The 20,349-nt window shown below is 69.2% G+C and carries 16 protein-coding genes; 5 read left to right on the forward strand and 11 right to left on the reverse strand.

What is annotated here, in order from left to right; all coding sequences use genetic code 11:
- Positions 1 to 173 precede the first annotated feature (173 nt).
- Positions 174 to 3,347 carry a multidrug efflux RND transporter permease subunit gene (locus J5226_RS05045; RefSeq protein WP_215838770.1) on the forward strand — a complete coding sequence of 1,058 codons (3,174 nt, stop codon included), beginning with the start codon at positions 174 to 176 and terminating at the stop codon, positions 3,345 to 3,347.
- Positions 3,340 to 4,791: an efflux transporter outer membrane subunit gene (locus J5226_RS05050; RefSeq protein WP_215838771.1), complete on the forward strand. Its 1,452-nt coding sequence runs from the start codon at positions 3,340 to 3,342 to the stop codon at positions 4,789 to 4,791. Before J5226_RS05045 ends, J5226_RS05050 begins: the two co-directional genes overlap by 8 nt.
- A 622-nt stretch (positions 4,792 to 5,413) precedes the next feature.
- On the opposite strand, the gene J5226_RS05055 is transcribed toward J5226_RS05050, so the two are convergent.
- From J5226_RS05055 to J5226_RS05095, 10 genes are all read right to left on the reverse strand, one after another.
- Positions 5,414 to 5,839, reverse strand: coding sequence for a ketosteroid isomerase-related protein (locus J5226_RS05055; RefSeq protein WP_215838772.1), 426 nt, complete (start codon positions 5,837 to 5,839; stop codon positions 5,414 to 5,416).
- A 153-nt stretch (positions 5,840 to 5,992) separates the two neighbouring features.
- Entirely contained in the window at positions 5,993 to 6,736 is a 744-nt protein-coding gene (locus J5226_RS05060; protein ID WP_215838773.1) for an MHYT domain-containing protein, read from the reverse strand.
- Between the two features lie 154 nt (positions 6,737 to 6,890).
- A complete protein-coding gene (locus J5226_RS05065; protein ID WP_215838774.1) occupies positions 6,891 to 7,706 on the reverse strand; it encodes a 4-vinyl reductase in 816 nt (271 codons plus the stop codon).
- A 220-nt stretch (positions 7,707 to 7,926) separates the two neighbouring features.
- Positions 7,927 to 8,922 (reverse strand): pyridoxal-phosphate dependent enzyme, encoded by a 996-nt coding sequence (locus J5226_RS05070; protein WP_215838775.1) that lies wholly within the window; start codon positions 8,920 to 8,922, stop codon positions 7,927 to 7,929.
- A gap of 122 nt (positions 8,923 to 9,044) precedes the next feature.
- Positions 9,045 to 10,298 carry an ABC transporter permease gene (locus J5226_RS25320; RefSeq protein WP_255322997.1) on the reverse strand — a complete coding sequence of 418 codons (1,254 nt, stop codon included), beginning with the start codon at positions 10,296 to 10,298 and terminating at the stop codon, positions 9,045 to 9,047.
- On the reverse strand, positions 10,295 to 11,599 hold the full coding sequence (locus J5226_RS25325; protein WP_255322998.1) for a hypothetical protein: 1,305 nt from the start codon (positions 11,597 to 11,599) through the stop codon (positions 10,295 to 10,297). Before J5226_RS25325 ends, J5226_RS25320 begins: the two co-directional genes overlap by 4 nt.
- Positions 11,596 to 12,558 (reverse strand): HlyD family efflux transporter periplasmic adaptor subunit, encoded by a 963-nt coding sequence (locus J5226_RS05080; RefSeq protein WP_215838776.1) that lies wholly within the window; start codon positions 12,556 to 12,558, stop codon positions 11,596 to 11,598. The genes J5226_RS25325 and J5226_RS05080 overlap by 4 nt, the downstream gene beginning before the upstream one ends.
- A complete protein-coding gene (locus J5226_RS05085) occupies positions 12,555 to 13,532 on the reverse strand; it encodes an HlyD family efflux transporter periplasmic adaptor subunit (RefSeq protein WP_215838777.1) in 978 nt (325 codons plus the stop codon). The genes J5226_RS05080 and J5226_RS05085 overlap by 4 nt, the downstream gene beginning before the upstream one ends.
- Entirely contained in the window at positions 13,516 to 14,202 is a 687-nt protein-coding gene (locus tag J5226_RS05090; protein WP_215838778.1) for an ABC transporter ATP-binding protein, read from the reverse strand. The genes J5226_RS05085 and J5226_RS05090 overlap by 17 nt, the downstream gene beginning before the upstream one ends.
- A gap of 190 nt (positions 14,203 to 14,392) precedes the next feature.
- Positions 14,393 to 14,644: a hypothetical protein gene (locus J5226_RS05095; RefSeq protein ID WP_215838779.1), complete on the reverse strand. Its 252-nt coding sequence runs from the start codon at positions 14,642 to 14,644 to the stop codon at positions 14,393 to 14,395.
- A gap of 16 nt (positions 14,645 to 14,660) precedes the next feature.
- Here J5226_RS05095 and J5226_RS05100 point away from each other — a divergent pair, with 16 nt between their 5' ends.
- From J5226_RS05100 to mnmG, 3 genes are all read left to right on the forward strand, one after another.
- Positions 14,661 to 14,807: a hypothetical protein gene (locus tag J5226_RS05100; protein ID WP_215838780.1), complete on the forward strand. Its 147-nt coding sequence runs from the start codon at positions 14,661 to 14,663 to the stop codon at positions 14,805 to 14,807.
- A gap of 82 nt (positions 14,808 to 14,889) precedes the next feature.
- Positions 14,890 to 15,405, forward strand: a complete 516-nt coding sequence (locus J5226_RS05105; RefSeq protein WP_215838781.1) for a hypothetical protein — start codon at positions 14,890 to 14,892, stop codon at positions 15,403 to 15,405.
- Positions 15,406 to 16,100: 695 nt separating this feature from the next.
- Complete coding sequence (gene mnmG / locus J5226_RS05110; RefSeq protein WP_215838782.1) at positions 16,101 to 17,990, forward strand: tRNA uridine-5-carboxymethylaminomethyl(34) synthesis enzyme MnmG; 1,890 nt, start codon at positions 16,101 to 16,103, stop codon at positions 17,988 to 17,990.
- Positions 17,991 to 18,720: 730 nt separating this feature from the next.
- Here the strand turns inward: mnmG and J5226_RS05115 are convergent.
- Positions 18,721 to 20,316 (reverse strand): glucan biosynthesis protein D, encoded by a 1,596-nt coding sequence (locus tag J5226_RS05115; protein ID WP_215838783.1) that lies wholly within the window; start codon positions 20,314 to 20,316, stop codon positions 18,721 to 18,723.
- Positions 20,317 to 20,349 lie beyond the last annotated feature (33 nt).

Consider the following 20,349-nt stretch of genomic DNA (forward strand, 5'->3'; position numbering starts at 1 on the left):
GAACCCAGGGCTTTCCGGGCGGGAACGTTTGACGCCTTCGGATTCCCGCGTTCGCGGGAATGACCGGCGCAAGCGCTCCGCCCGATCCGGTTCAAAAGCAATCAAGGCCGATCCCGCCTCCAACGGGCCGGCCGGGGACCCATGCGGCTCATCGCCGCACCAAGGAATCCGTCATGGACTTTTCCAAATTTTTCATCGACCGGCCGATCTTCGCCGCGGTGCTGTCGATCGTGATCTTCGCCGCCGGCTTGATCGCGATTCCGATTCTGCCGATCAGCGAATATCCCGAAGTGGTGCCGCCCTCGGTGGTCGTGCGCACGGTCTATCCGGGCGCCAACCCCAAGGTCATCGCCGAAACCGTCGCCACGCCGCTCGAAGAAGCGATCAACGGCGTCGAAGACATGATGTACATCAAGTCGGTCGCCGGTTCCGACGGCGTGCTGATCACCACGGTGACCTTCAAGCCGGGCACCGACGCCGACGACGCGGCCGTGCGCGTGCAGAACCGGGTCAGCCAAGCGCTGGCGCGACTGCCCGAGGACGTGCGCCGCCAGGGCGTGACGACGCAGAAGAAGTCGCCGGTGTTCCTGATGGTGGTGCACCTGACCTCGCCCAACGGCAAGTACGACACGCTGTACCTGCGCAACTACGCCCGCCTGCACGTCAAGGACAATCTGGCGCGCCTGTCGGGCGTCGGCGACGCGCAGATCTTCGGCGGCGGCGACTACGCGATGCGCGCCTGGCTCGATCCGGACAAGGTCGCCTCGCGCGGCCTCACCGCCGGCGACGTGGTCCGCGCCATGCGCGAGCAGAACGTGCAGGTCTCCGCCGGCCAGCTCGGCGCCGAGCCGATGCCCAACAGCAGCGACTTCCTGACCCTGATCAACGCCCAGGGCCGCCTGCGCGACGAGAAGGAATTCGGCGAGATCGTGATCAAGCGCGGCAACGACGGCGAAGTGGTGCGTCTGTCCGACGTCGCCCGCCTGGAACTGGGCGCCGGCGACTACAGCCTGCGTTCGCAGCTCGACGGCAAGAACGCGGTCGGCATCGGCATCTTCCAGGCGCCGGGCGCGAACGCGCTGCAGATCCAGGAGCAGGTCATCGGCACGATGAACCAGCTCTCCAAGTCGTTCCCGGACGGCATCAAGTACGAAGCGGTGTACGACACCACGATCTTCGTGCGCGACTCGATCAAGGCGGTGGTCTCGACCCTGCTCGAAGCCGTGCTGCTGGTGGTGCTGGTGGTGATCCTGTTCCTGCAGACCTGGCGCGCGTCGATCATTCCCTTGATCGCGGTGCCGGTGTCGGTGGTGGGCACGTTCTCCGCGCTGTACCTGCTGGGCTTCTCGATCAACACCCTGAGCTTGTTCGGTCTGGTGTTGGCGATCGGCATCGTGGTCGACGACGCGATCGTCGTGGTCGAGAACGTCGAGCGCAACATCGAGGAAGGCCTGAGCCCGCTCGACGCGGCGCATCAGGCGATGAAGGAAGTGTCCGGTCCGATCGTGGCGATCGCGCTGGTGCTGTGCGCGGTGTTCGTGCCGATGGCGTTCCTGTCGGGCGTGACCGGCCAGTTCTACAAGCAGTTCGCGGTCACCATCGCCATCTCCACGGTGATCTCGGCGATCAACTCGCTGACCCTGTCGCCGGCTCTGGCCGCGCGCCTGCTCAAGCCGCACCACGCGCCCAAGGACGCGGCGACCCGCCTGATCGACCGTCTGTTCGGCTGGCTGTTCCGTCCGTTCAACCGCTTCTTCGCCACCAGTTCCGAGAAGTACCAGGGCGCGGTCTCGCGCACCCTGAGCAAGCGCGGCGCGGTGTTCGTGGTCTACGCGGTGCTGCTGGTCGCGACCGGCTTCATGTTCAAGATCGTGCCGGCCGGCTTCATCCCGCTGCAGGACAAGCTGTACCTGATCGCCGCGGTGAAGCTGCCCGAGGGTTCCTCCATCGCCCGCACCGACGCCCTGCTGAGCAAGGTGACCGACGTGGCGATGAAGACCGAAGGCGTGCAGCACTCCATCGCCTTCCCGGGCCTCAACGCGGTGCAGTTCTCCAACACGCCCAACACCGGCGTGGCGTTCCTGCCGCTCAAGCCTTTCAGCGAGCGCAGCCGCAGCGCGGTGGAGATCACCGCCGAGCTGAACCAGAAGATCGGCGGCTTCCAGGAAGGCTTCACCTTCGCGCTGATGCCGCCGCCGATCCTCGGCCTGGGCAACGGCGCGGGCTACCAGATGTTCATCCAGGACCGCAACAACCTCGGCTACGGCGCGCTGCAGAACGCGGTGAGCGCGTTCCAAGGCACGATCATGCAGACCCCGGGCATGGGCTACGCCAACAGCACCTATCAGGCCAACGTGCCGCAGCTCGACGCCGAAGTCGACCGCGTCAAGGCCAAGGCGCAAGGCGTGCCGCTGACCGAGCTGTTCGACACGCTGCAGACCTACCTGGGTTCGGCTTACGTCAACGACTTCAACCAGTTCGGCCGCACCTGGCAGGTCATCGCCCAGGCCGACGGCAACTTCCGCGACAGCGTCGAAGACATCGCCAACCTGCGTACCCGCAACGACCGCGGCGAGATGGTGCCGATCGGTTCGATGGTCACGATCAAGCAGACCTTCGGTCCCGACCCGGTGCTGCGCTACAACGGCTACCCGGCCGCCGACATCGCCGGCGACGTCGATCCGCGCGTGATGTCCTCGGCGCAAGCCATGGACGTGGTCAAGGACGTGGCGTCCAAGGTCCTGCCCAATGGCATGGACATCGAGTGGACCGACCTGAGCTACCAGCAGGCCAGCCAGGGCAACGCGGCGCTGATCGTGTTCCCGCTCGCCATCCTGCTCGCGTTCCTGGTGCTGGCCGCGCTGTACGAAAGCTGGACCCTGCCGCTGGCGGTGATCCTGATCGTGCCGATGTGCATGCTCTCGGCCCTGCTCGGCGTCAAGCTGACCGGCGGCGACAACAACGTGTTCGTGCAGGTCGGTCTGGTGGTGTTGATGGGCCTGGCGTGTAAGAACGCGATCCTGATCGTCGAGTTCGCCCGCGAACTGGAACTGCAGGGCAAGGGCATCGTCGAAGCCGCGCTGGAATCCTGCCGCCTGCGTCTGCGTCCGATCGTGATGACCTCGATCGCCTTCATCGCCGGCACCGTGCCGCTGGTGCTGTCGCACGGCGCCGGCGCCGAGGTCCGCTCGGTCACCGGCATCACCGTGTTCGCCGGCATGCTCGGCGTGACCCTGTTCGGTCTGTTCCTGACCCCGGTGTTCTACGTGGCGCTGCGCAAGCTGGTCGGCAACAAGCTGGTCTCGCACGGCGACCACCACAATGTTTCGGAGACGGTCCATGCGTAATCTCAAACTGCCCGCGGTCGCGCTGCTGACCCTGGCGCTCGCGGCCTGCGCGGTCGGTCCGGACTATGTCCGGCCGACCCTGGCCACGCCGGACAAGTTCGCCCGCGCCGACGCCGAGGCCGCCACCGACGGCACCGCGGCGCCGGATCCGGCCGCCGAGTTCTGGCGCGAGTTCAACGACCCGGTGCTCACGCGCCTGGTCGAGGAATCGCTCGGCGCCAACCACGACCTGCGCATCGCCCTGGCCAACTACGACCGCGCCAACGCGCTGTTGCGCGGCGCCAAGTTCGACCGCTTCCCCACCATCACCGCCAGCGCCACCGGCAGCGACACGCGTTCGAGCTCGGACCAGATGCCCGGCGCGAGCAACGACGCCCGCGACAACAAGAGCTACAGCGCGCAGGCCAACGTGAGCTGGGAACTCGACCTGTTCGGCCGCGTGCGCCGCAACGTCGAATCCCAGCGTGCCGACACCTGGGCCAGCGCGGCCGACCTGCAGGCCATGCAGGTGTCCATCGTCGGCGAAGTCGCGCGCAGCTACGTCGAGTTGCGCGGCCTGCAGGAACGCCTGCGGGTCGCGCGCGAGAACGCCGAGAACCAGAAGGAAACCCTGCGTCTGGTGCAGGCGCGCTTCGACGCCGGCCGCGGCACCGAGTTCGACACCTCGCGCGCCCGCGCCCAGCTCGAAGCGACCTTGGCGCGGGTGCCGAACCTGGAAGCCCAGGTCGCGGTGACCGAGCATCGCCTCGCCGTGCTGACCGGGCAGACGCCCGATTCGCTGGTGGCCGAGCTCGATCAGGCCACGCCGCTGCCGGCCTTGCCGGCGCGGCTGGACGCCGGCACGCCCGGCGAGCTGCTGCGCCGCCGTCCCGACGTCGCCGCCGCCGAGCACCGCCTGCACGCGGCCACCGCGCGCATCGGCGTGGCCACCGCCGATCTGTTCCCGCGCTTCACCTTGTCGGGTTTGATCGGTTCGCAGGCCATCGACACCAGCGCCTTGTTCGAGCGCGCCAGCGAAACCCGTCTGGTTGCGCTGGGCATCGACTGGTCGTTCCTCGACATCGGCCGGGTGCGTTCGCGGATCAAGGCCGCCGACGCCACCGCCGAGGGCGAACTGGCGCGTTACCAGCAAAGCGTGCTGCTGGCGCTGGAAGACACCGAGAACGCGTTGGTGCGCTACGCCCGCGCCCGGGTCGAGGATCAACACCTCGAACGCGCCGCGCAGGACAGCCTGAAGGCGGCCAAGCTCGCGCGCGTGCGCTACGAGGCCGGCGCCGCCGACCTGTTCGAGGTGCTCGACGCCGAACGCACCCAGCTGCAGGCGCAGGACGCCTTCGCCGACGGCCGCACGCGTTCGGTCACCGGCGCCATCGCGCTGTACAAGGCGATGGCGGGTGGTTGGTCTTCGCGCGAGCCGGTGCGCGAGGGCGTGGCGCGGCGGTGATCGAGCGGGAATGGTGAAGCGGGAATAGGGAATAGGAGCGAGGAATGGCGGGTCGCGTTAGCGATCCGTCGGACCTCGCGATGTCGAGCAACGCGTTGCGGACAAATCGCGCCGTAAGCGACACCCACCTCCGACACTCACCCTTCCCTGTTCCCCAATCCCCGTTCCCTGGCTTTTTCCGACCGACGACTCCGGCCCGCGGCGCGGCCCCTCCCCTCTCTCAACCGCCGCGGGTCGCTCGTCGGTCCTTTTGAACGCTTACGGCGCGGCGTCCTCGCCGCGCCGTCCACGAATCGATTCGCCCGGGACGCGTCGCGCGCTCCTCGCGGTGGGGCGCGCGCGGCGCGCCCGGGCGGTCGGTTCCTGCATGCCGCGGCCGCGCAGGCCGCGGCGCCGCTTTCCTCGGTCCGACGGGCCGGTCGCGGCGGCTTGCGCGGCACGGCATTGGGTTCCGGCCGCCGCGCAGTGCGCGGGCGCGACCTGGTAGCGCGCCCGCGCCGCCGCTGCCGCGGCCGTCTCGTCGGCTTTTTCGCGAACGCATCCGAGGTTCCCGCTTGCGTTCGCGCAAGCGCGGCGGACCCGCCGCCTCAGTCGACCCGCGCCGGCCACGCCGTCCGCCGGCTCAGCCGCCGACCTGCGCGACCCAATGATCGAGGTTGTAGTAATTGGTCACGCGCACGATGCGGCCGTCGCGGATCTCGAAGAACGCACCGCCCGGCAGCGCGTACTTTTGCCCGCGCGCTTCCGGCAAGCCCGGATCGGTGGCGAGATATTCGCCGTGGACCACGTACTCGGCCGCGGCGCGGGTGCCGTCCGCGGAGGCCATCACCACGATGTCGCGCAGCTGTTCGCGGTAATGCCGCGACATGCGTCGCAGGAACGCCGCGAACGCGTCGCGGCCGCTTTCGCGCGCGCCCTGGTTGAGGTCGTGGACGACGTCGTCGGCGAGCGTGTCGAGCATGCCGTCCCAGTCGCCGCGGTTGAAGGCGGCGTAGTAGGAGAGCACCCGTTCGGTGGCGAGGTCGTGGCGGCGCGGGCCTTCGGTCATCGTCTGCGGTCCTGCGGAAGTCGGGGCGGGGCAGGCGCATGATCGCGCATTCGCGCCGGGGCGACGAGTCGCGCCAACGAACGAAAGCCCGCGCGAGGCGGGCTTTCGTCGGCGATGCGGCGAGCGGCCGCCGCGCTCAGGACCGCACGCGGTTCAGATCCGCACCATCGCGCGCTGCCGCTGACGCAGCAGGCTGATGGTCAGCACCGCCGCGAGCAGCGCGGTGGTGACCACGAAGATGCCCACGCCCAGATAGCCGCCGCTGACGCCGCCGGCCGCCGCCGCGGTCTTGTCGGGGATGAAGCTGGCCGCGAGCATGCCGGTGTAGTGCATGCCGCACACCGCCACGCCCATCACCAGCGCGCTGCCGAGCATCTGGCCCCAGCCGCGCAGGTTGAACGCCAGCCACAGGGCGACGATCGAGGCGACCACGGCGATCGCCGCCGAGGCCACCACCAGGCTCTGGTTGTAGACGGTGTCGGCCGGCATCAGCATCGCGCCCATGCCGGCGTAGTGCATGCCGGTCACGCCCAGGCCCATCAGCACGCCGCCGACGATCAGCTTGCCCCAGTTGAAGACGCCGGTGCCGGCGATGGCCAGGCCGGCCATGCACGACACCACCGCGACCACGGCCGAGCCCAGGGTGACGGGCAGGTCGTAGGTCACCTCCACGTTCATGCGGCAGGCGAGCATGGCGATGAAGTGCATCGCCCAGATCGCGCCGCCGCCCATGGCGATGCCCGCGGCGGTGATGGCGCGCCAACGCGCGCCGCCGGTGGCGCCGGGAATGCCGATCGCCAACTGCAGGGCGGTGAACGATCCGAGCACCGACACCACATAGGAAAGGATGACGAGCAACGGGTCGTGGACGCATTGAATCGCTTGATCGAGCGGCATGGCGAACCCCCTGGTGGATGGGTTGTAGTGGGATAGGAACGGCAATCGGCTGCTCAGGCGCCGTCCCGCGCCAAAGCGGCATCCCACGCCGGCGCGTGCGTCGGCGCGTGGCGCCGCGGCGATCCCGGCCGCGGCGGTCGACCGGTCTGTCCGGTCAGGCTTCGAACTCGAACCGGCAGGTCTCCGCGCCGGTGTTGCGGCACTGGCTTTCGACCACCCGCACGTTGCCGCCGTGCTGGCCTTCGAGCAGGCCGCCGAGCATGCCGCGCAGGAAATGGCAGCACTCGCCATGTTCGCCGCGATGGCAGAAGGGGCTGTTGCGCACGCGCAGGACGTCGTCCTGCAGTTCCGCCTGGACCAGCTGGCGCATCGCCGGCAGCGCGATGCGGCGCACCGAGTCGCCCAGGGGCAGTTGTCCGCCGAGCGCGAAATCGCGTTTGTAGACCCAGGCGCCGACGCGTTGGCCGATGTAGCGCAAGGTCGCCTCGCGCTGGGCCGGCGGCAGCTCGCGCTCCAGCGCGACCAGCTGCAGCAGGATGTTGGGATAGTTGCGGGCGAGCTGCGGCAGCAGCGTTTCCACCCGTTGCATGTCGATCGGGGCGGCGCCGGCCGGCATCGGCGGCGCGGGCGCGACCGGCGGCGCGGAGGCCGCGGCGGGCGCGTGGTGGCCGTCGCCATGCCCGTTGCCGTTGCCATTGGCGCGCGCGGCCGGCTGCGCCGGCGCGCTCGGCGCGCCTTCGTAAGGCGAGGCCTCGAAGCTCTGCACCAGATGATGGGTGCCCAGCTTCTCTTCCAGCACCAGCAACTGCTCGGCGGGACCGCGCACCACCATCACCAGCACCACGCCTTCGTCGCTGTTGAGCATGCGTTGGCGCAGCAGGGTGAAACCGTTGGCGATGACGACCTGCCCCAGGGCGAGCAGCAAGCCGTCGCGGCGCTCGGAGACCACGCGAAACTCGACATCCACCATGCAGAACTCCCCTGGCCTGTGCGCGGGTCCGTGGCACCCTGTTCGGGCGTTCGGCGCGTCATGACAGGGACTGGCGCGCGATGGCGCAGCGTGCCAGTTGCGTTAACAAAAAACACTAACGCAGATCACAGAAAAGCCCTGGTTTTGTGCGTTTTATGCGGCGCGTGTTCGTCTGCTCAACACGCGCCGCATAACAAACGCAAAGCACATCGCGAACCGGTCACGATGCGTTCGCGGCGAACCATTGCGCGGCCAGATCGAGATCGACGTTGCCGCCGGAGACGATCAATCCGACGCGTTTTCCCGAGAACGATTCGCGATGGGCGAGCACCGCCGCCAACGGCACCGCGCCGGACGGTTCCACCACCAGTTTCATGCGCTCCCAGATCAAGCGCATCGCCGCGAGCGCTTGCGCGTCGTCGACCAACAACACCTCGCGCACGCGTGAGCGAAGGATAGGGAAGGTGAGCGTGCCCAACTCCGCGCGCAATCCGTCGCACACGGTGTCGGCGACGCGGCCGGTGATGCGCCGGCCTTCGGCCAACGAGTCGTGGGCGTCGCGCGCGCCCAGCGGCTCGGCGCCGTAGACCGCGATGCCGGGGTCGGCGCCTTGCGCGGCGATGGCGGTGCCCGACAGCAGGCCGCCGCCGCTGACCGGCGCGATCACCGCGTCCAGGCCGGGCGCGGACGCCATCAGTTCCAAGGTCGCCGTGCCCTGCCCCGCGATCACCCGCGGGTCGTTGAACGGGTGCACCAGCACCCCGCCGGTTTGCGCCAGCACCTGCGCGGTGACTTCGTCGCGCGAGGCCTGGCCGGGTTCGCAGAACACGATCTCGGCGCCGTAAGCGCGGATCGCGGCGAGCTTGACCTTGGGCGTGTTGTGCGGCGCGACCACGGTCGCGCGGGTGCCGCGCAAGCGCGCGGCCAGCGCGATGGCGCCGCCGTGATTGCCCGAGCTTTGGGTGACGATGCCGCGCGCGGCTTCTTCGTCGCTGAGCGAGAACACCGCATTGCAGGCGCCGCGGAACTTGAACGCGCCGCCGCGCTGCAGGTTCTCGCATTTGAAGTAGAGCCGGCAGCCGGCCAGTTCGTCCAACACCTTCGAGGTGAGCACCGGCGTGGCGTGCGCATGCGCGGCGATGCGCGCGGCCGCGGCGAGGATGTCGGTATACGCCGGCGCGCCGGCGACGGAAAGCGAAGAGTCGAGTGCGTTCATCCCCCAAGCGTAACGCAGCCCCGCCACCCCAACACCCGCCCGACCAAGAAGATCCCCACCCACGCCAGCCCCCCCAGTTCCCCAACCCCCATTCCCGCTCTTGCTCCTATTCCCGCTCCCGCTCAGTCGTGTCGCAACGCCGCGATCGGATCCAGCCGCGCCGCCTGCCGCGCCGGATACACGCCGAACGCCAGACCCACCGCCGCGCAGAACGTCGCCGACAGCAGCACCGGCAGCGGCGCCCATGCCACCTGCCAACCGGCGAAGGCGGCGATCAGGTACGCCAGCAACACGCCGAACAACAGGCCCAGCGCCGCGCCGGCGACGCAGATCACCGTCGCCTCGCGCAGGAACTGCGCGACCACGTCGCGCCGGCGCGCGCCCAGCGCGCGCAGCAGGCCGATCTCGCGCCGGCGTTCGAGCACGTTGGCGAGCATGATGTTCATGATGCCGATGCCGCCGACCAACAGGCTCACGCCGGCGATCGCGCCCATCACCACGCGGAAGATGCGCTGGGTCTTCTGGTGCTGCTGGAACAGTTGCTGCGGCACCACCAGCCGGAAATCGGCGCTGCCGGCATGGCGCTGGCCCAGCACCGTCGACAGCACCCGCGCGCCGGCGGCCAGTTGCGAGGGGTCGCCGAGCCGCAGCAGGAAGCGGTCGACCTCGTCCTCCTGCGGATTGAACTTGAACCGCGCCCGCGCGCTGGCCAGCGGCACGTACACGCGGTTGCTCTCCAAGCCGAGCTGCACGCCCTCGAACTGGTCCTTGCTCAAATCGCGATCGGCGAGCACACCGACCACTTGCAGCCACACGTGATTGACCTTGAGATAACGGCCGAGCGGATCGAGGCCGGGAAACAGATCGGCCGCGGCCTGATGGCCGAGCACCGCCACCGCCGCCAGCGCGCGGTCGTCGTCGCCGGTCAGCGCGCGGCCCTTGGCCACGCGCAGCGAAGAGAGTTCGAAATAGTCCGGGCTCACGCCGCTGGCCTGCGCGTCGCTGTGGCCGTTGTCGCTGAACACCGAATGGGTGCGGATCGGTTTCTCGGCGGCGTAGCGCTGCGCGCCGGGCACCACCGCCAGCGCCGCGTCGGCGTCGGCCAGGCTCAGGCCGAGGCTGCGCGCGCGCACTTCGCGCAGGCTGTTCTCGTCCTGCTGCACCTTGGCTTCGGCGATCAGATTGTTGAGGCCCAGGCTCTCCACCAAGCGCAGCGCCTCGCGCCGGCTGCCCTCGCCCACCGCCTGCATCGCCACGATCGCGCCGACGCCGAAGATCAGGCCGAGCAAGGTCAGCAGCGTGCGCAAGCGCCGCCGCCACAGTTCCTCGACCGCTTCGCGCCAAATCGGCGGCAGCCAGTTCAAGGCGCGGCTCACGGACGCACCGCCTTGGCCGGCGAGGCCTTCGGCGTTTCTTTCTTTTCCTGCGCGGCCGCTTCCTTGGCCGCGTCTTCGGCCTTGGCCGTCGGCGCGTCGATCGCGCCGGCCTCGGCGAGCAACACCTCGTCGCCCGCGCGCAAACCCGAGAGCACCTGCGAACGCGCCGGCCCGCGCACGCCGAGCTTGATTTCGCGACGCTGGAAACCCGCGCCGTCGCGGACCCGGACGTAATCGCGGCCGTCGTCGCTGTCGATGGCGACGTTGGCCACGCTCAACGCCTGGGGCGCGTCGAGCAACACCACGCGCGCCTCCAACTGCTGGCCCGGCACCAGCCGGTAGCGCGCGATCGCTTCGGCCGGAATCGGCGCCTTCATGCTCAGATACTTCACCGGACTCTGCTGATTGCGCACCTTGGCCGCGCTGGCGACCCACGACAGTTCGCTCACGATCTTTTGCTCCGGCCGGCCGACCGGAAACATCTCCACGGCGTTGCCGACTTTCACGCCCTGCGCTTCGATCTGCGGCAAGCTCAGGTCGAGTTCCATCGCCGAGGCGTCGGGCAGGCTGCCGTAGTCGAAACCCGCGCGCAGCGTCGCGCCGACGTTGGCCTTGTCGCCCTGCCAGTTGACCGCGAGCATCAGCACGCCGTCGTTGGGCGCGCGCAGCTCCAGCGCGTCCAGATCGGACTGGCGGGTCTTGGCGGCGATGTCGAAGGTCGCGCGCTGCGCGTCGAGCACCGCCAGTTCGGCGTTGCCGCGCACGCCGGACTGGCCGCGCTGCCATTGCAGGATGTCTTGCTTGGCGGTGAGGAAGCTGCGGTCCTGGACCGCGTCGAGCACTTCGTTGCGCGCCAGCGTGCTCAGGTCGGCGCTGGCGTAGCGCTCGGCGATGGCGAGCTGCACCGCGACTTGCGACAGATCCACCGCGACCTTGCTCTGCGCGGTGTTCAGATCGCCTTGCTTGGCCGCGCGCGCGAGTTCGTTGCGCTGCAAGTCGATCAGCGTTTGCGCGAGTTCCTGCTTGCCTTGGTCGGCGGAGAAGCGCGCGATCAGATCGCCCTTCTTGACCGCGCTGCCTTCCGGCAGCATCCATTCGACCTGCCGCGTCGCCCAGTTGCGTCCCGGCACGTTGAGCGGCGTGGCCTTGGCCGATTTGAGTTCGCCCTCGCCGCGCACGCTCAGGCGCAGCGGCGCCGGCGCGAGGGTTTCGGTCGCCGCCGGCGCGATCTCGCTGGAACACGCGCTCAGCCCCAAGGCCAGCGCGGCCGCGAGCGCGGCGCAAGTCGCCGCGCGCCTCATCGCCCTGCCCCCGCGGCGATTTCCACCCGCACCGCCTGGCCCGGCCGCAGCGGCGCGCGCGGATCGTCGAGCTGCACGTCCAGATCCAACACTGGCACCGGCTGCACCTGCGACTTGCTGCGCACCGCGCGGCCGACCGACGCGACCTTGCCGCGCACCACGCTGCCAGCGCCGCCCTCGACCACGATCCGCACCGGCGCGCCGACCTTCACTTGCCCCAGATCGCGCTCGGCCAACTCGGCGCGCACCGCCAGCGTGCCCATGTCGGGAATCTCGGCGACGACCTGGCCGACCCAGACCTGCGAGCCGACGTCGAATTTCTCGCCCTCGAAATTGCTCCGGTGCATCATCAGCCCGTCGCGCGGCGCGATCACTTCCAGCGCCTGTTGCGAGCGCTGCAGGCGATCGACGTCGGCCTGCAGCTGATCGCGCTCGGCCGCGAGCAAGCGTCGCTCTTGCTTGCGCTGTTCGGCCGACAGCGTCTCGCGCTTGCGCGCCAATTCCATCTTGCGTTCGGCCTGTTGCCGCGCGACCACCAGCTTGCGGTACTCGATGCCGGCGATCAGTTCGGCGGGTTGTTCGGTCTTGCGCTTGGCCTTCTCCAGCGCGGCCTGCGCTTCGGCCGTCGCCAATCGTTCGGTGCGTTCGCGGTCGGCCAGTTCCAGATCGAGCTTCTGCAGCTCGCTCTGCTTTTCCTTGAGCTGGCTGCGCTTCTCGGTGAGTTGCTTGATCACGTCGCTGCTGTCGAAGCTGATCACCGGCTGGCCGCGCTTGACCGGCGTGCCGTCGGGCGCGAGCTGGGTGATGTTGAACTGCCACATGCGCTCGATGTTCGGCGGCATCAGCGGCGAGGAGCGGCGCGCGTAGACCTCGCCGTCCACGCGCAGCGGCGCGGCCGCGGCGGCGAGCGACATCGCGCTCAGCGCGAGCGCGGCGGCTGCGGCGACGAGGCGGCTCATCGGCGCGCTCCCGCCGCGGTCACCCGCACGCTCATGCCCGGCAGCAGCGCGAGGCCGTGGCCGGCGGGCAGGTCGATGTCGATGGCGAAATAACGCCCTTCGCCCCATTCGGACTTGCGGTCGGGCGCGCCGGCGATCGCGCTGATGCGCCCGCGCAGGTCGCGTTTGGGCAAGGCGTCGAAGCTCAGCGTTACGTCCTGGCCTACGCGCAGGCCGGTGCGGTCGGGCTCCAGCGCCCACGCGCGCACCTGCATCGCGCCGCCGCTGCCGACCACCTCGCCGGCCTTGCTGCCGGGCATGGTCGAACTGCCTTCGTCGATGCGCCCGCCGATCCAGTTGTTGTTGAAGCCGTGCAGGACGATGCCGTCGCGCTCGGCGCGCACTTCCGATTGGCGCAGCAGCACGGCGTAGTAATCGCGCTGCACGGCGAGCTTGCGCGTCTCCAGATCGCCGTCCTGGCGCCGGCGCGCGACCGCGGCGCGCGCGGCGTCGAGCAGTTCGCGCTTGAGCCGCTGCTCGCGCGTGGTCTTGTCCAGCTCGCCTTGATGGCGGTCGTAATCGAGTTGCGAGATCAGCCCGCGCGGAATCGCCGCCTCGATCTTGGCGGTCGCCAACGCCGCATCGGCCTCGGCCAGCGCGACTTCGGCGTCGACCGCTTTGACTTCCAGTTCGGCCAGTTCCTTGGCCGACTTGGCGCGGGCCTGTTCGATCTTGGCGTCGAGTTCGGGAATCTGGGTGCCGGCCTGGCCCGGGTCGATGCGCAGCACCACCTCGCCGGCTTTCACCGCCTGCCCTTCCGGCACGTAATAACGGATCGACACCGGCGCGGTGTTGGCCTGCGGCGTGTAGATCGGCTGCGCGCCGACCGAACGCACTTCGCCGGTCAGCACCACGGCCGAGGCCGCCGGCGCCAACGCCAATGCGGCCACGAAGACGAGCCCGCGCGCGGCCATGCGCTCAGGCCGCCCGCGCATGCGCGCTGTCGTGTTCGATCCGGCCGTCGTGCAAGCGCACCTCGCGCGGCGCGCGCGCGGCCAGGTCGCGGTCGTGAGTGACCAGCACCACGGTCTGGCCGCCGGCGTGGACTTCGCCGATCAGGTCGAGCACGTCGGCCGCGCTTTTGGAATCCAGGTTGCCGGTGGGTTCGTCGGCGAGCAGCAGCGCCGGTTGCAGCAGCAGCGCGCGAGCGATCGCGGCGCGTTGTTGCTGGCCGCCGGACAACTCGCTCGGCCGATGGCCGGCGCGCTCGCCCAGGCCGACCCGCGCCAGCAAATCCAGCGCGCGCCGCGGCGCTTCGGCCGGCGGCTGGCGATGGAAGCGCAGCGGCAGCAGCACGTTTTCCAGCAAGGTCAGCCGCGGCAGCAGATGGAAGCTTTGGAACACGAAGCCGATGCGGCGGTTGCGGATGTCGCTGGCGGCTTCGTCGTCGAACTCGGCGACATCGCGGCCTTCGATCAGATAGCGCCCGCGGGTCGGCCGGTCCAGGCAGCCCAGGATGTTGAGCAGGCTCGACTTGCCCGAGCCGGACGCGCCGGTGATGGCGACGAACTCGCCCGCGCCGATCTTCAGGTCCACTCCGGCCAACGCATTCACCGCTTGCCCATTCATTTCGTAGCGACGATGGACCGCATCCAATTCGATCATCGATAACCGGGCCGGGATTAAGTGAAAGGAACGCCGCGCGGGTGCCGCCGTCGTGGTTGCGACCCGGCGCGCCCGAGGAAGGTTCCCGCGCCGGCGCGGGTCGGCGCAATCCCCCTTTTGTCAGAAGTTGTATCGGCGGCCGCGGCGGCGCCGCGCGCATGCGTGTCCGCCCGGCGCGGCGGGCAACGATTCATGAACTAGGAATGTGAACCCGTACCGCAATCGCGCGGGTCTTCATCGATAGTTTATGGATCGACCCGCCGAGCTCTTCCATCGCGGAACAGGCGCAGGCGGATCGGATGCGTGCCGCAAGGCCGCTTTCGATTCCGCCGGCCGATCTGCCGAACGGACTCACGGATCGACAGGCCACGATGGCCGCCCGCCACCCGGACGCGTCCGCGCGTTCGGCCACCACGATCCACGCGCTCGCGTCGGCGCTCATCTCAGGGGGAATTCCCATGCGTAAGTTCTCGGTCGGTCTGATTCTGTGCCTGGTGCTGCTCACTGGCTGCTATCCGCCGCCCGGCATCGACCCCACCGCCAAGCAGCAGGGCGCGTCGCATGTGGACCTCAGCGGCCAGGCCGCGCAGCCCGAACGGGCCTGAAACTGACAATTCCGGGTCGGGCGAATTAAGCCCGAGTTCAATGCTTCAGGCAGAATCTGAAACCCTATCCGGGGGGTCTGCCATGATCCGCAAACTGACAATTCCGCTTCTCGCCGCCGGCCTGCTGGCCGGCTGCGTCTCCGATTACACCGTCCGCGGCGGCGGCGGTCCGGGCACGTATTACTACGGCCGCCCGAGCGTGGACTACAACTATTACGGCGGCTACGGCGGCTATTACGGCCCGGGCTACGGCTATTATCCGTACGGCGAGTCCTATCGCTTCCGCTACGGCGGCTACTACGGCAACCCGTACTACGGCTACGGCGGTTACCCGTACTACTACGGCTATCCGCGCTACTACCCCAGCCGTCCGCACCAGCCGAACCCGCCTTCGAACAATCCGCCGCGCAGCGACGGCGGCATGCCGTGGCGCGACACCCGCCCGGTCGGCGGCGGCGCCTGGGGTCCGCGCAATCCGGGCTCGGGCATGCAGCAGCCGCGCTCGATGCAGCAGCCGCAAATGATGACGCCGCGCGCCCCAGCGATGCCTTCCGCGCGCCGCGACGGCGGCCGCGCCTGGCGCGACGTGGAGCGCTGAATAGGCGGAGGCGGATGAATCCGCTGAATCGGACACCGGCCATCGGCCGTTTACGACCGTTCAAGACGCTACAAGGGGCCTACGGGCCCCTTTTTCGTCGGAACTGGAACGGTGCGCACTTGCGTTCCTGACGAAGTGACAGCAATCTACCGCTACTGACCGCTTACGTCGTATTTGGACGTTTTCGGTAAGCACAGGCTTCTATGTCGGCGCCTGGCGAGGAATCACGGATCCCCCCTGTTCCGTCCCCGTCAGGCGTCGGCGCCCATTCCGCCCCATGCGTGGGTGCGATCGGAAAGCGCGCGTATCTACGCGCGCTTTTCTTTTTGGGTCAAAGGGTTAGGGCGAAGGCCCGGAACGGGCGTCGCGGCGGCCGCGAGGGCGCAAGGCGGGCCGGCATCGGCCAAAACGCAGGCAATAAAAAGGGGCCGAATGTCCCCCGACATTCGGCCCCCGGCTTCCCCCGCGAGCGCTTGGCCAGCCCCTGTTCCAATTCCAGCCGGCGTCTAGCGCCTGCCCCGCAAGGTGCATGGTTATCCAAGCATGAACCGTGCCAACCACGTGAACGTCGTGCCGCTGGGCGGCGTGCGATCATGTCGACCCGCACCTTGCCTCGCCACGCCCGCGTTCGTCCGCGTCGGCGGGCGTTCCCTTTTCCGCCGCCTTAGCGTCTTCGCGCAGCCGAGTCCGCCGTCATGAGCGATTCCTTCTATCAGTTCGACGTCATCGTGGTCGGCGGCGGCCACGCCGGAACCGAGGCCGCGCTGACCGCGGCCCGCGCCGGCGCGCGCACCTTGCTGCTGACCCACTCGATCGAAACGGTCGGCGCGATGAGCTGCAACCCGGCCATCGGCGGCATCGGCAAGGGCCATCTGGTCAAGGAAATCGACGCGATGGGCGGGATCATGGGCCGCGCCGCCGATGCCGCCGGCATCCAGTGGCGCCGGCTCAACGCCAGCAAGGGCCCGGCCGTGCGCGCGACCCGCTGCCAGGCCGATCGCGCGCTGTACCGCGCCTTCATCCGCCGCGCCGTGGAGGCCCAGCCGGGCCTGAGCCTGTTTCAGGCCGCGGTGGACGACATCGAATTCGACAGCGGCCGGGTGACCGGCGTGGTCACCCAGACCGGGCTGCGCTTCCGCGCGCCGGCCGTGGTGCTGACCGCCGGCACCTTCCTCGCCGGCAAGGTCCACGTCGGCCAGACCACCTACGCCGCCGGCCGCGCCGGCGACCCGCCCGCGACCGCGCTGGCCGCGCGTCTGCGCGAGGGGCCGTTCGTGGTCGACCGGCTCAAGACCGGCACGCCGCCGCGCATCGACGGGCGCAGCCTGGACTACTCGGTGATGGAAGAGCAGCCGGGCGACGATCCGCGTCCGGTCATGTCCTTCATCGGCAGTCCGGCCGACCATCCGCGTCAGGTCTCGTGCTGGATCACCCACACCAGCGAGCGGACCCACGAGCTCATCCGCGGCGCGCTCGACCGCTCGCCGCTGTACACCGGCCAGATCGAGGGCATCGGCCCGCGTTACTGCCCCTCGATCGAGGACAAGGTGGTGCGCTTCGCCGAGAAGGCCAGCCATCAGATCTTCGTCGAGCCGGAAGGGCTGGAGACCTTCGAGATCTACCCCAACGGCATCTCGACCTCGCTGCCGTTCGACGTGCAGCTGGCCCTGGTGCGCTCGATCCGCGGTTTCGAAAACGCCCATCTGACCCGGCCGGGCTATGCCATCGAATACGACTTCTTCGACCCGCGCGGGTTGAAGAGCACGCTGGAGACCAAGGCCGTGGCCGGCCTGTTCTTCGCCGGCCAGATCAACGGCACCACCGGTTATGAGGAAGCCGCCGCGCAGGGTTTGCTGGCCGGCCTCAACGCCGCGCGCTTCGTGCGCGGCGATGAAGGTTGGAGCGCGCGCCGCGATCAGGCCTATCTGGGCGTGCTGGTGGACGATCTGATCACCCACGGCACCAGCGAGCCTTATCGCATGTTCACCTCGCGCGCCGAGTACCGCTTGCAGCTGCGCGAGGACAACGCCGACCAGCGCTTGACGCCGGCGGCGCGCGAGATGGGCTTGGTCGACGACGCGCGTTGGAGCGCATTCGAACGCAAGCTCGACGCGGTGGAGCGCGAAACCGCGCGCCTGGGCGCGGTGTGGGCGGCGCCGAACAACGCGCTGGGACGCGAAGTCGCGCAGACCCTGGGCATCGAAGTCAGCCGCGAAAGCAGCGCGCGCGATTTGCTCAAGCGGCCGGAGCTGGATTACGCCAAGCTGATGCAGGTGGCCTCGTTGGGGCCGGGCGTGGCGGAGCTTGAGGTGGCCGAGCAGGTCGAGATCGGGGTGAAGTACGCCGGTTACCTGGACCGCCAGCGCGAAGAGATCGAACGCCAGCAGCGCAACGAGAACACGCCGATTCCCGAAGCGTTCGATTACGCCGGCGTGCGCGGCTTGTCGGCCGAAGTGCAGCAGAAGCTCGAGCGCGTGCGGCCGCAGACGGTGGGGCAGGCGCAGCGCATTCCCGGGATGACGCCGGCGGCGATTTCCTTGCTGCTGGTGCACCTCACGCGCGCGCGGCGTTCGCGGGTGGCGTGAGTGGGGCGGGGATGCGCGAGGGTGCAGCCTCGTTGCGGTTCTGCGCCGGTCTGCCTGTTTTCGCATTCGCGACGAATCGATATCGCGGTTGCGGGGGTAGGAGCGGCGTAAGCCGCGACCGTGGTGTAGCCGGTCGCGTCGTAGGCGCGGTGTCGCGGTCGCAGCTTGCGCAGCTCCTACAGTCGGTTTTCGGAGCTGCGCGAATGTCGGGTTGCGCCCTGTAGGAGCGACGCGAGTCGCGACCGTGGTGTAGCCGGTCGCGTCGTAGGCGCGGTATCGCGGTCGCAGCTTGCGCAGCTCCTACAGTCGGTTTTCGGAACTGCACGAATGTCGGGTTGCGCCCTGTAGGAGCGACGCGAGTCGCGACCGCGGAGTCGCCGGTCGCGTCGCAGGCGCGATGTCGCGGTCGCAGCTTGCGCAGCTCCTACAGTCGGTTTTCGGAACTGCGCGAATGTTGGGTTGCGTCCTGTAGGAGCGACGCGAGTCGCGACCGTGGTGTAGCCGGTCGCGTCGTAGGCGCGGTGTCGCGGTCGCAGCTTGCGCAGCTCCTACAGTCGGTTTCCGGAGCTGCGCGAATGTCGGGTTGCGCCTTGTAGGAGCGACGCGAGTCGCGACCGCGGAGTAGCCGGTCGCGTCGCAGGCGCGATGTCGCGGTCGCAGCTTGCGCAGCTCCTACAGCCGGTTTTCGGAACTGCGCGAAGGTCGGGCGGCGCGGTCGCGCCGCGATTCGTCAATACAGCTTGCGTTCGCTCTTCGGCGGTGGCGACCACTGGTACAGCCAGGTTTCGCTGAGCGCGCCGCGGGCGTCGCGCAGGAACAGGCGCAGGTCGAGTTGGTCGGTGCCGTCGCCGGGCGGGACGGCGTCGAACATGACGCGGTAGCCGCCGATTTCGTGCAGCGGACGGCAGGAGACGGTCTCCAGTTTGCCCTTGGAGATCTGCACCACCGGTTCGACCGTGGCGTCGCGCTGGGCCAGCGCGGCCAGTTCGCCGCCGGCGAAGTCGACGGCGAAACGCCAGGAGAAGGTGTCGCGCTTGAAGCCGATGCGTCCGCCCAGGCCGGTGCGGGTGGCGACGCAGTGGGCGAGCTTGGGCACCGCCGGCGGCTGCGCGCCCCAGTACAGGCGATAGCCGTACAGCAGTTCTTGCCCGGCTTGCGGTTTTTCGCGCGGGTTCCAGAACGCGACGATGTTGTCGAAGGTTTCGTCGAGCGTGGGAATCTCCACCAACTGCACCGAGCCCGCGCCCCAGCCGTGCTTGGGTTCGACCCACAGGCAGGGGCGCTTGTCGTAGAACACGCCGTCGTCCTGGTAATGGTCGAAGTTGCGGTCGCGCTGGAGCAGGCCGAAGCCGCGCGGGTTGTCGTCGGCGAACATGTTGAAGCGCAGGTATTCGGGATTGCACAGCGGGCGCCAGATCCATTCGCCGCTGCCGGTCCACATCGCCAGCCCGTCGGTGTCGTGGATTTCCGGGCGCCAGTCCCAGTCCATGCGGCGGTCGTTCTCGCCGACTTGATACATGCTGGTGCACGGGCCCAGGCCGAGGCGTTCGATGGTCTTGCGCGGGTACAGCGCGCAGTCGATGTCCATCAGCAGCACCTCGCCCGGGGTGATGGCGAAGCGGTAGGCGCCGGCGACGCTGGGCGAGTCGAGCAGGCCGTAGACCACAACCGTGTCGGAGTCCTTGGCCGGACGTTCCAGCCAGTAGGCGACGAAGTCGGGGAATTCCTCGGCGTGGCCGCTGCCGGTGTCGATCGCCAGACCGCGCGCGGACTGGCCGTACTGGCCTTCCACGCCGACCGCGCGGAAGTAGCTGGCGCCCAGGAACGCGGCGAAGTCGCGCTCGGGGTCCTTGCGGGTGTTGAGGCGGAAGCCGGCGAAGCCCAGGTCCGGCGGCAGCGGCGTGCCGGGTTTGAGGCCGCTGGCGGCGCGGTCGAACATTTCCGGGTCGTAGGCCAGCTCGCGCGCCTGACCGTCGGCCAGCTCGAACATGCGCACCGGCGATTTGAAGAACAGGCCCAGGTGGAAGAACTGGGCGAGGAACTTGCCGTCGCCGCCGCCCCACAGCGCGTGGTCGCGGCGGAAGCGGATGGATTGGTACTGATCCCAGTTGAGCGCGGCCAGCGCCGGCGGCAGCGTGGTGCTGCGCGGCACGTAGGCCTTTTGCGCCAGCGCGCGCGCCTGGCCCTTGAGCGTGGCGTAATCGAACGGCTGCGGCGCGCCGAGCTTCTTCGGCGCGGCCGGGCCGGCCAGCGCCAGCGCGGGCAGGGGCAGACCGAACGAGGCCAGGGCGGCGGCCGCGGATTTGAGGAACTGGCGTCGGATCATGGGGCAGGCGACGTCGTGACGGGGGGATGAGCA

The sequence above is a fragment of the Lysobacter sp. K5869 genome (assembly GCF_018847975.1).
Taxonomy (GTDB): Bacteria; Pseudomonadota; Gammaproteobacteria; order Xanthomonadales; family Xanthomonadaceae; genus Lysobacter.

What these genes read in the sequence shown, in the direction of transcription:
- J5226_RS05095 (WP_215838779.1), bottom strand. Translation starts at nt 14,644, where the DNA reads ATGAGCGCCGACGCGAGCGCGTGGATCGTGGTGGCCGAACGCGCGGAC.
- J5226_RS05065 (WP_215838774.1), bottom strand. Translation starts at nt 7,706, where the DNA reads ATGGTGGATGTCGAGTTTCGCGTGGTCTCCGAGCGCCGCGACGGCTTG.
- J5226_RS05085 (WP_215838777.1), bottom strand. Translation starts at nt 13,532, where the DNA reads ATGCGCGGGCGGCCTGAGCGCATGGCCGCGCGCGGGCTCGTCTTCGTG.
- J5226_RS05070 (WP_215838775.1), bottom strand. Translation starts at nt 8,922, where the DNA reads ATGAACGCACTCGACTCTTCGCTTTCCGTCGCCGGCGCGCCGGCGTAT.
- J5226_RS05045 (WP_215838770.1), top strand. Translation starts at nt 174, where the DNA reads ATGGACTTTTCCAAATTTTTCATCGACCGGCCGATCTTCGCCGCGGTG.
- mnmG (WP_215838782.1), top strand. Translation starts at nt 16,101, where the DNA reads ATGAGCGATTCCTTCTATCAGTTCGACGTCATCGTGGTCGGCGGCGGC.
- J5226_RS05100 (WP_215838780.1), top strand. Translation starts at nt 14,661, where the DNA reads ATGCGTAAGTTCTCGGTCGGTCTGATTCTGTGCCTGGTGCTGCTCACT.
- J5226_RS05055 (WP_215838772.1), bottom strand. Translation starts at nt 5,839, where the DNA reads ATGACCGAAGGCCCGCGCCGCCACGACCTCGCCACCGAACGGGTGCTC.
- J5226_RS05080 (WP_215838776.1), bottom strand. Translation starts at nt 12,558, where the DNA reads ATGAGCCGCCTCGTCGCCGCAGCCGCCGCGCTCGCGCTGAGCGCGATG.
- J5226_RS05060 (WP_215838773.1), bottom strand. Translation starts at nt 6,736, where the DNA reads ATGCCGCTCGATCAAGCGATTCAATGCGTCCACGACCCGTTGCTCGTC.
- J5226_RS25325 (WP_255322998.1), bottom strand. Translation starts at nt 11,599, where the DNA reads ATGAGGCGCGCGGCGACTTGCGCCGCGCTCGCGGCCGCGCTGGCCTTG.
- J5226_RS05105 (WP_215838781.1), top strand. Translation starts at nt 14,890, where the DNA reads ATGATCCGCAAACTGACAATTCCGCTTCTCGCCGCCGGCCTGCTGGCC.
- J5226_RS05090 (WP_215838778.1), bottom strand. Translation starts at nt 14,202, where the DNA reads ATGATCGAATTGGATGCGGTCCATCGTCGCTACGAAATGAATGGGCAA.
- J5226_RS05115 (WP_215838783.1), bottom strand. Translation starts at nt 20,316, where the DNA reads ATGATCCGACGCCAGTTCCTCAAATCCGCGGCCGCCGCCCTGGCCTCG.
- J5226_RS05050 (WP_215838771.1), top strand. Translation starts at nt 3,340, where the DNA reads ATGCGTAATCTCAAACTGCCCGCGGTCGCGCTGCTGACCCTGGCGCTC.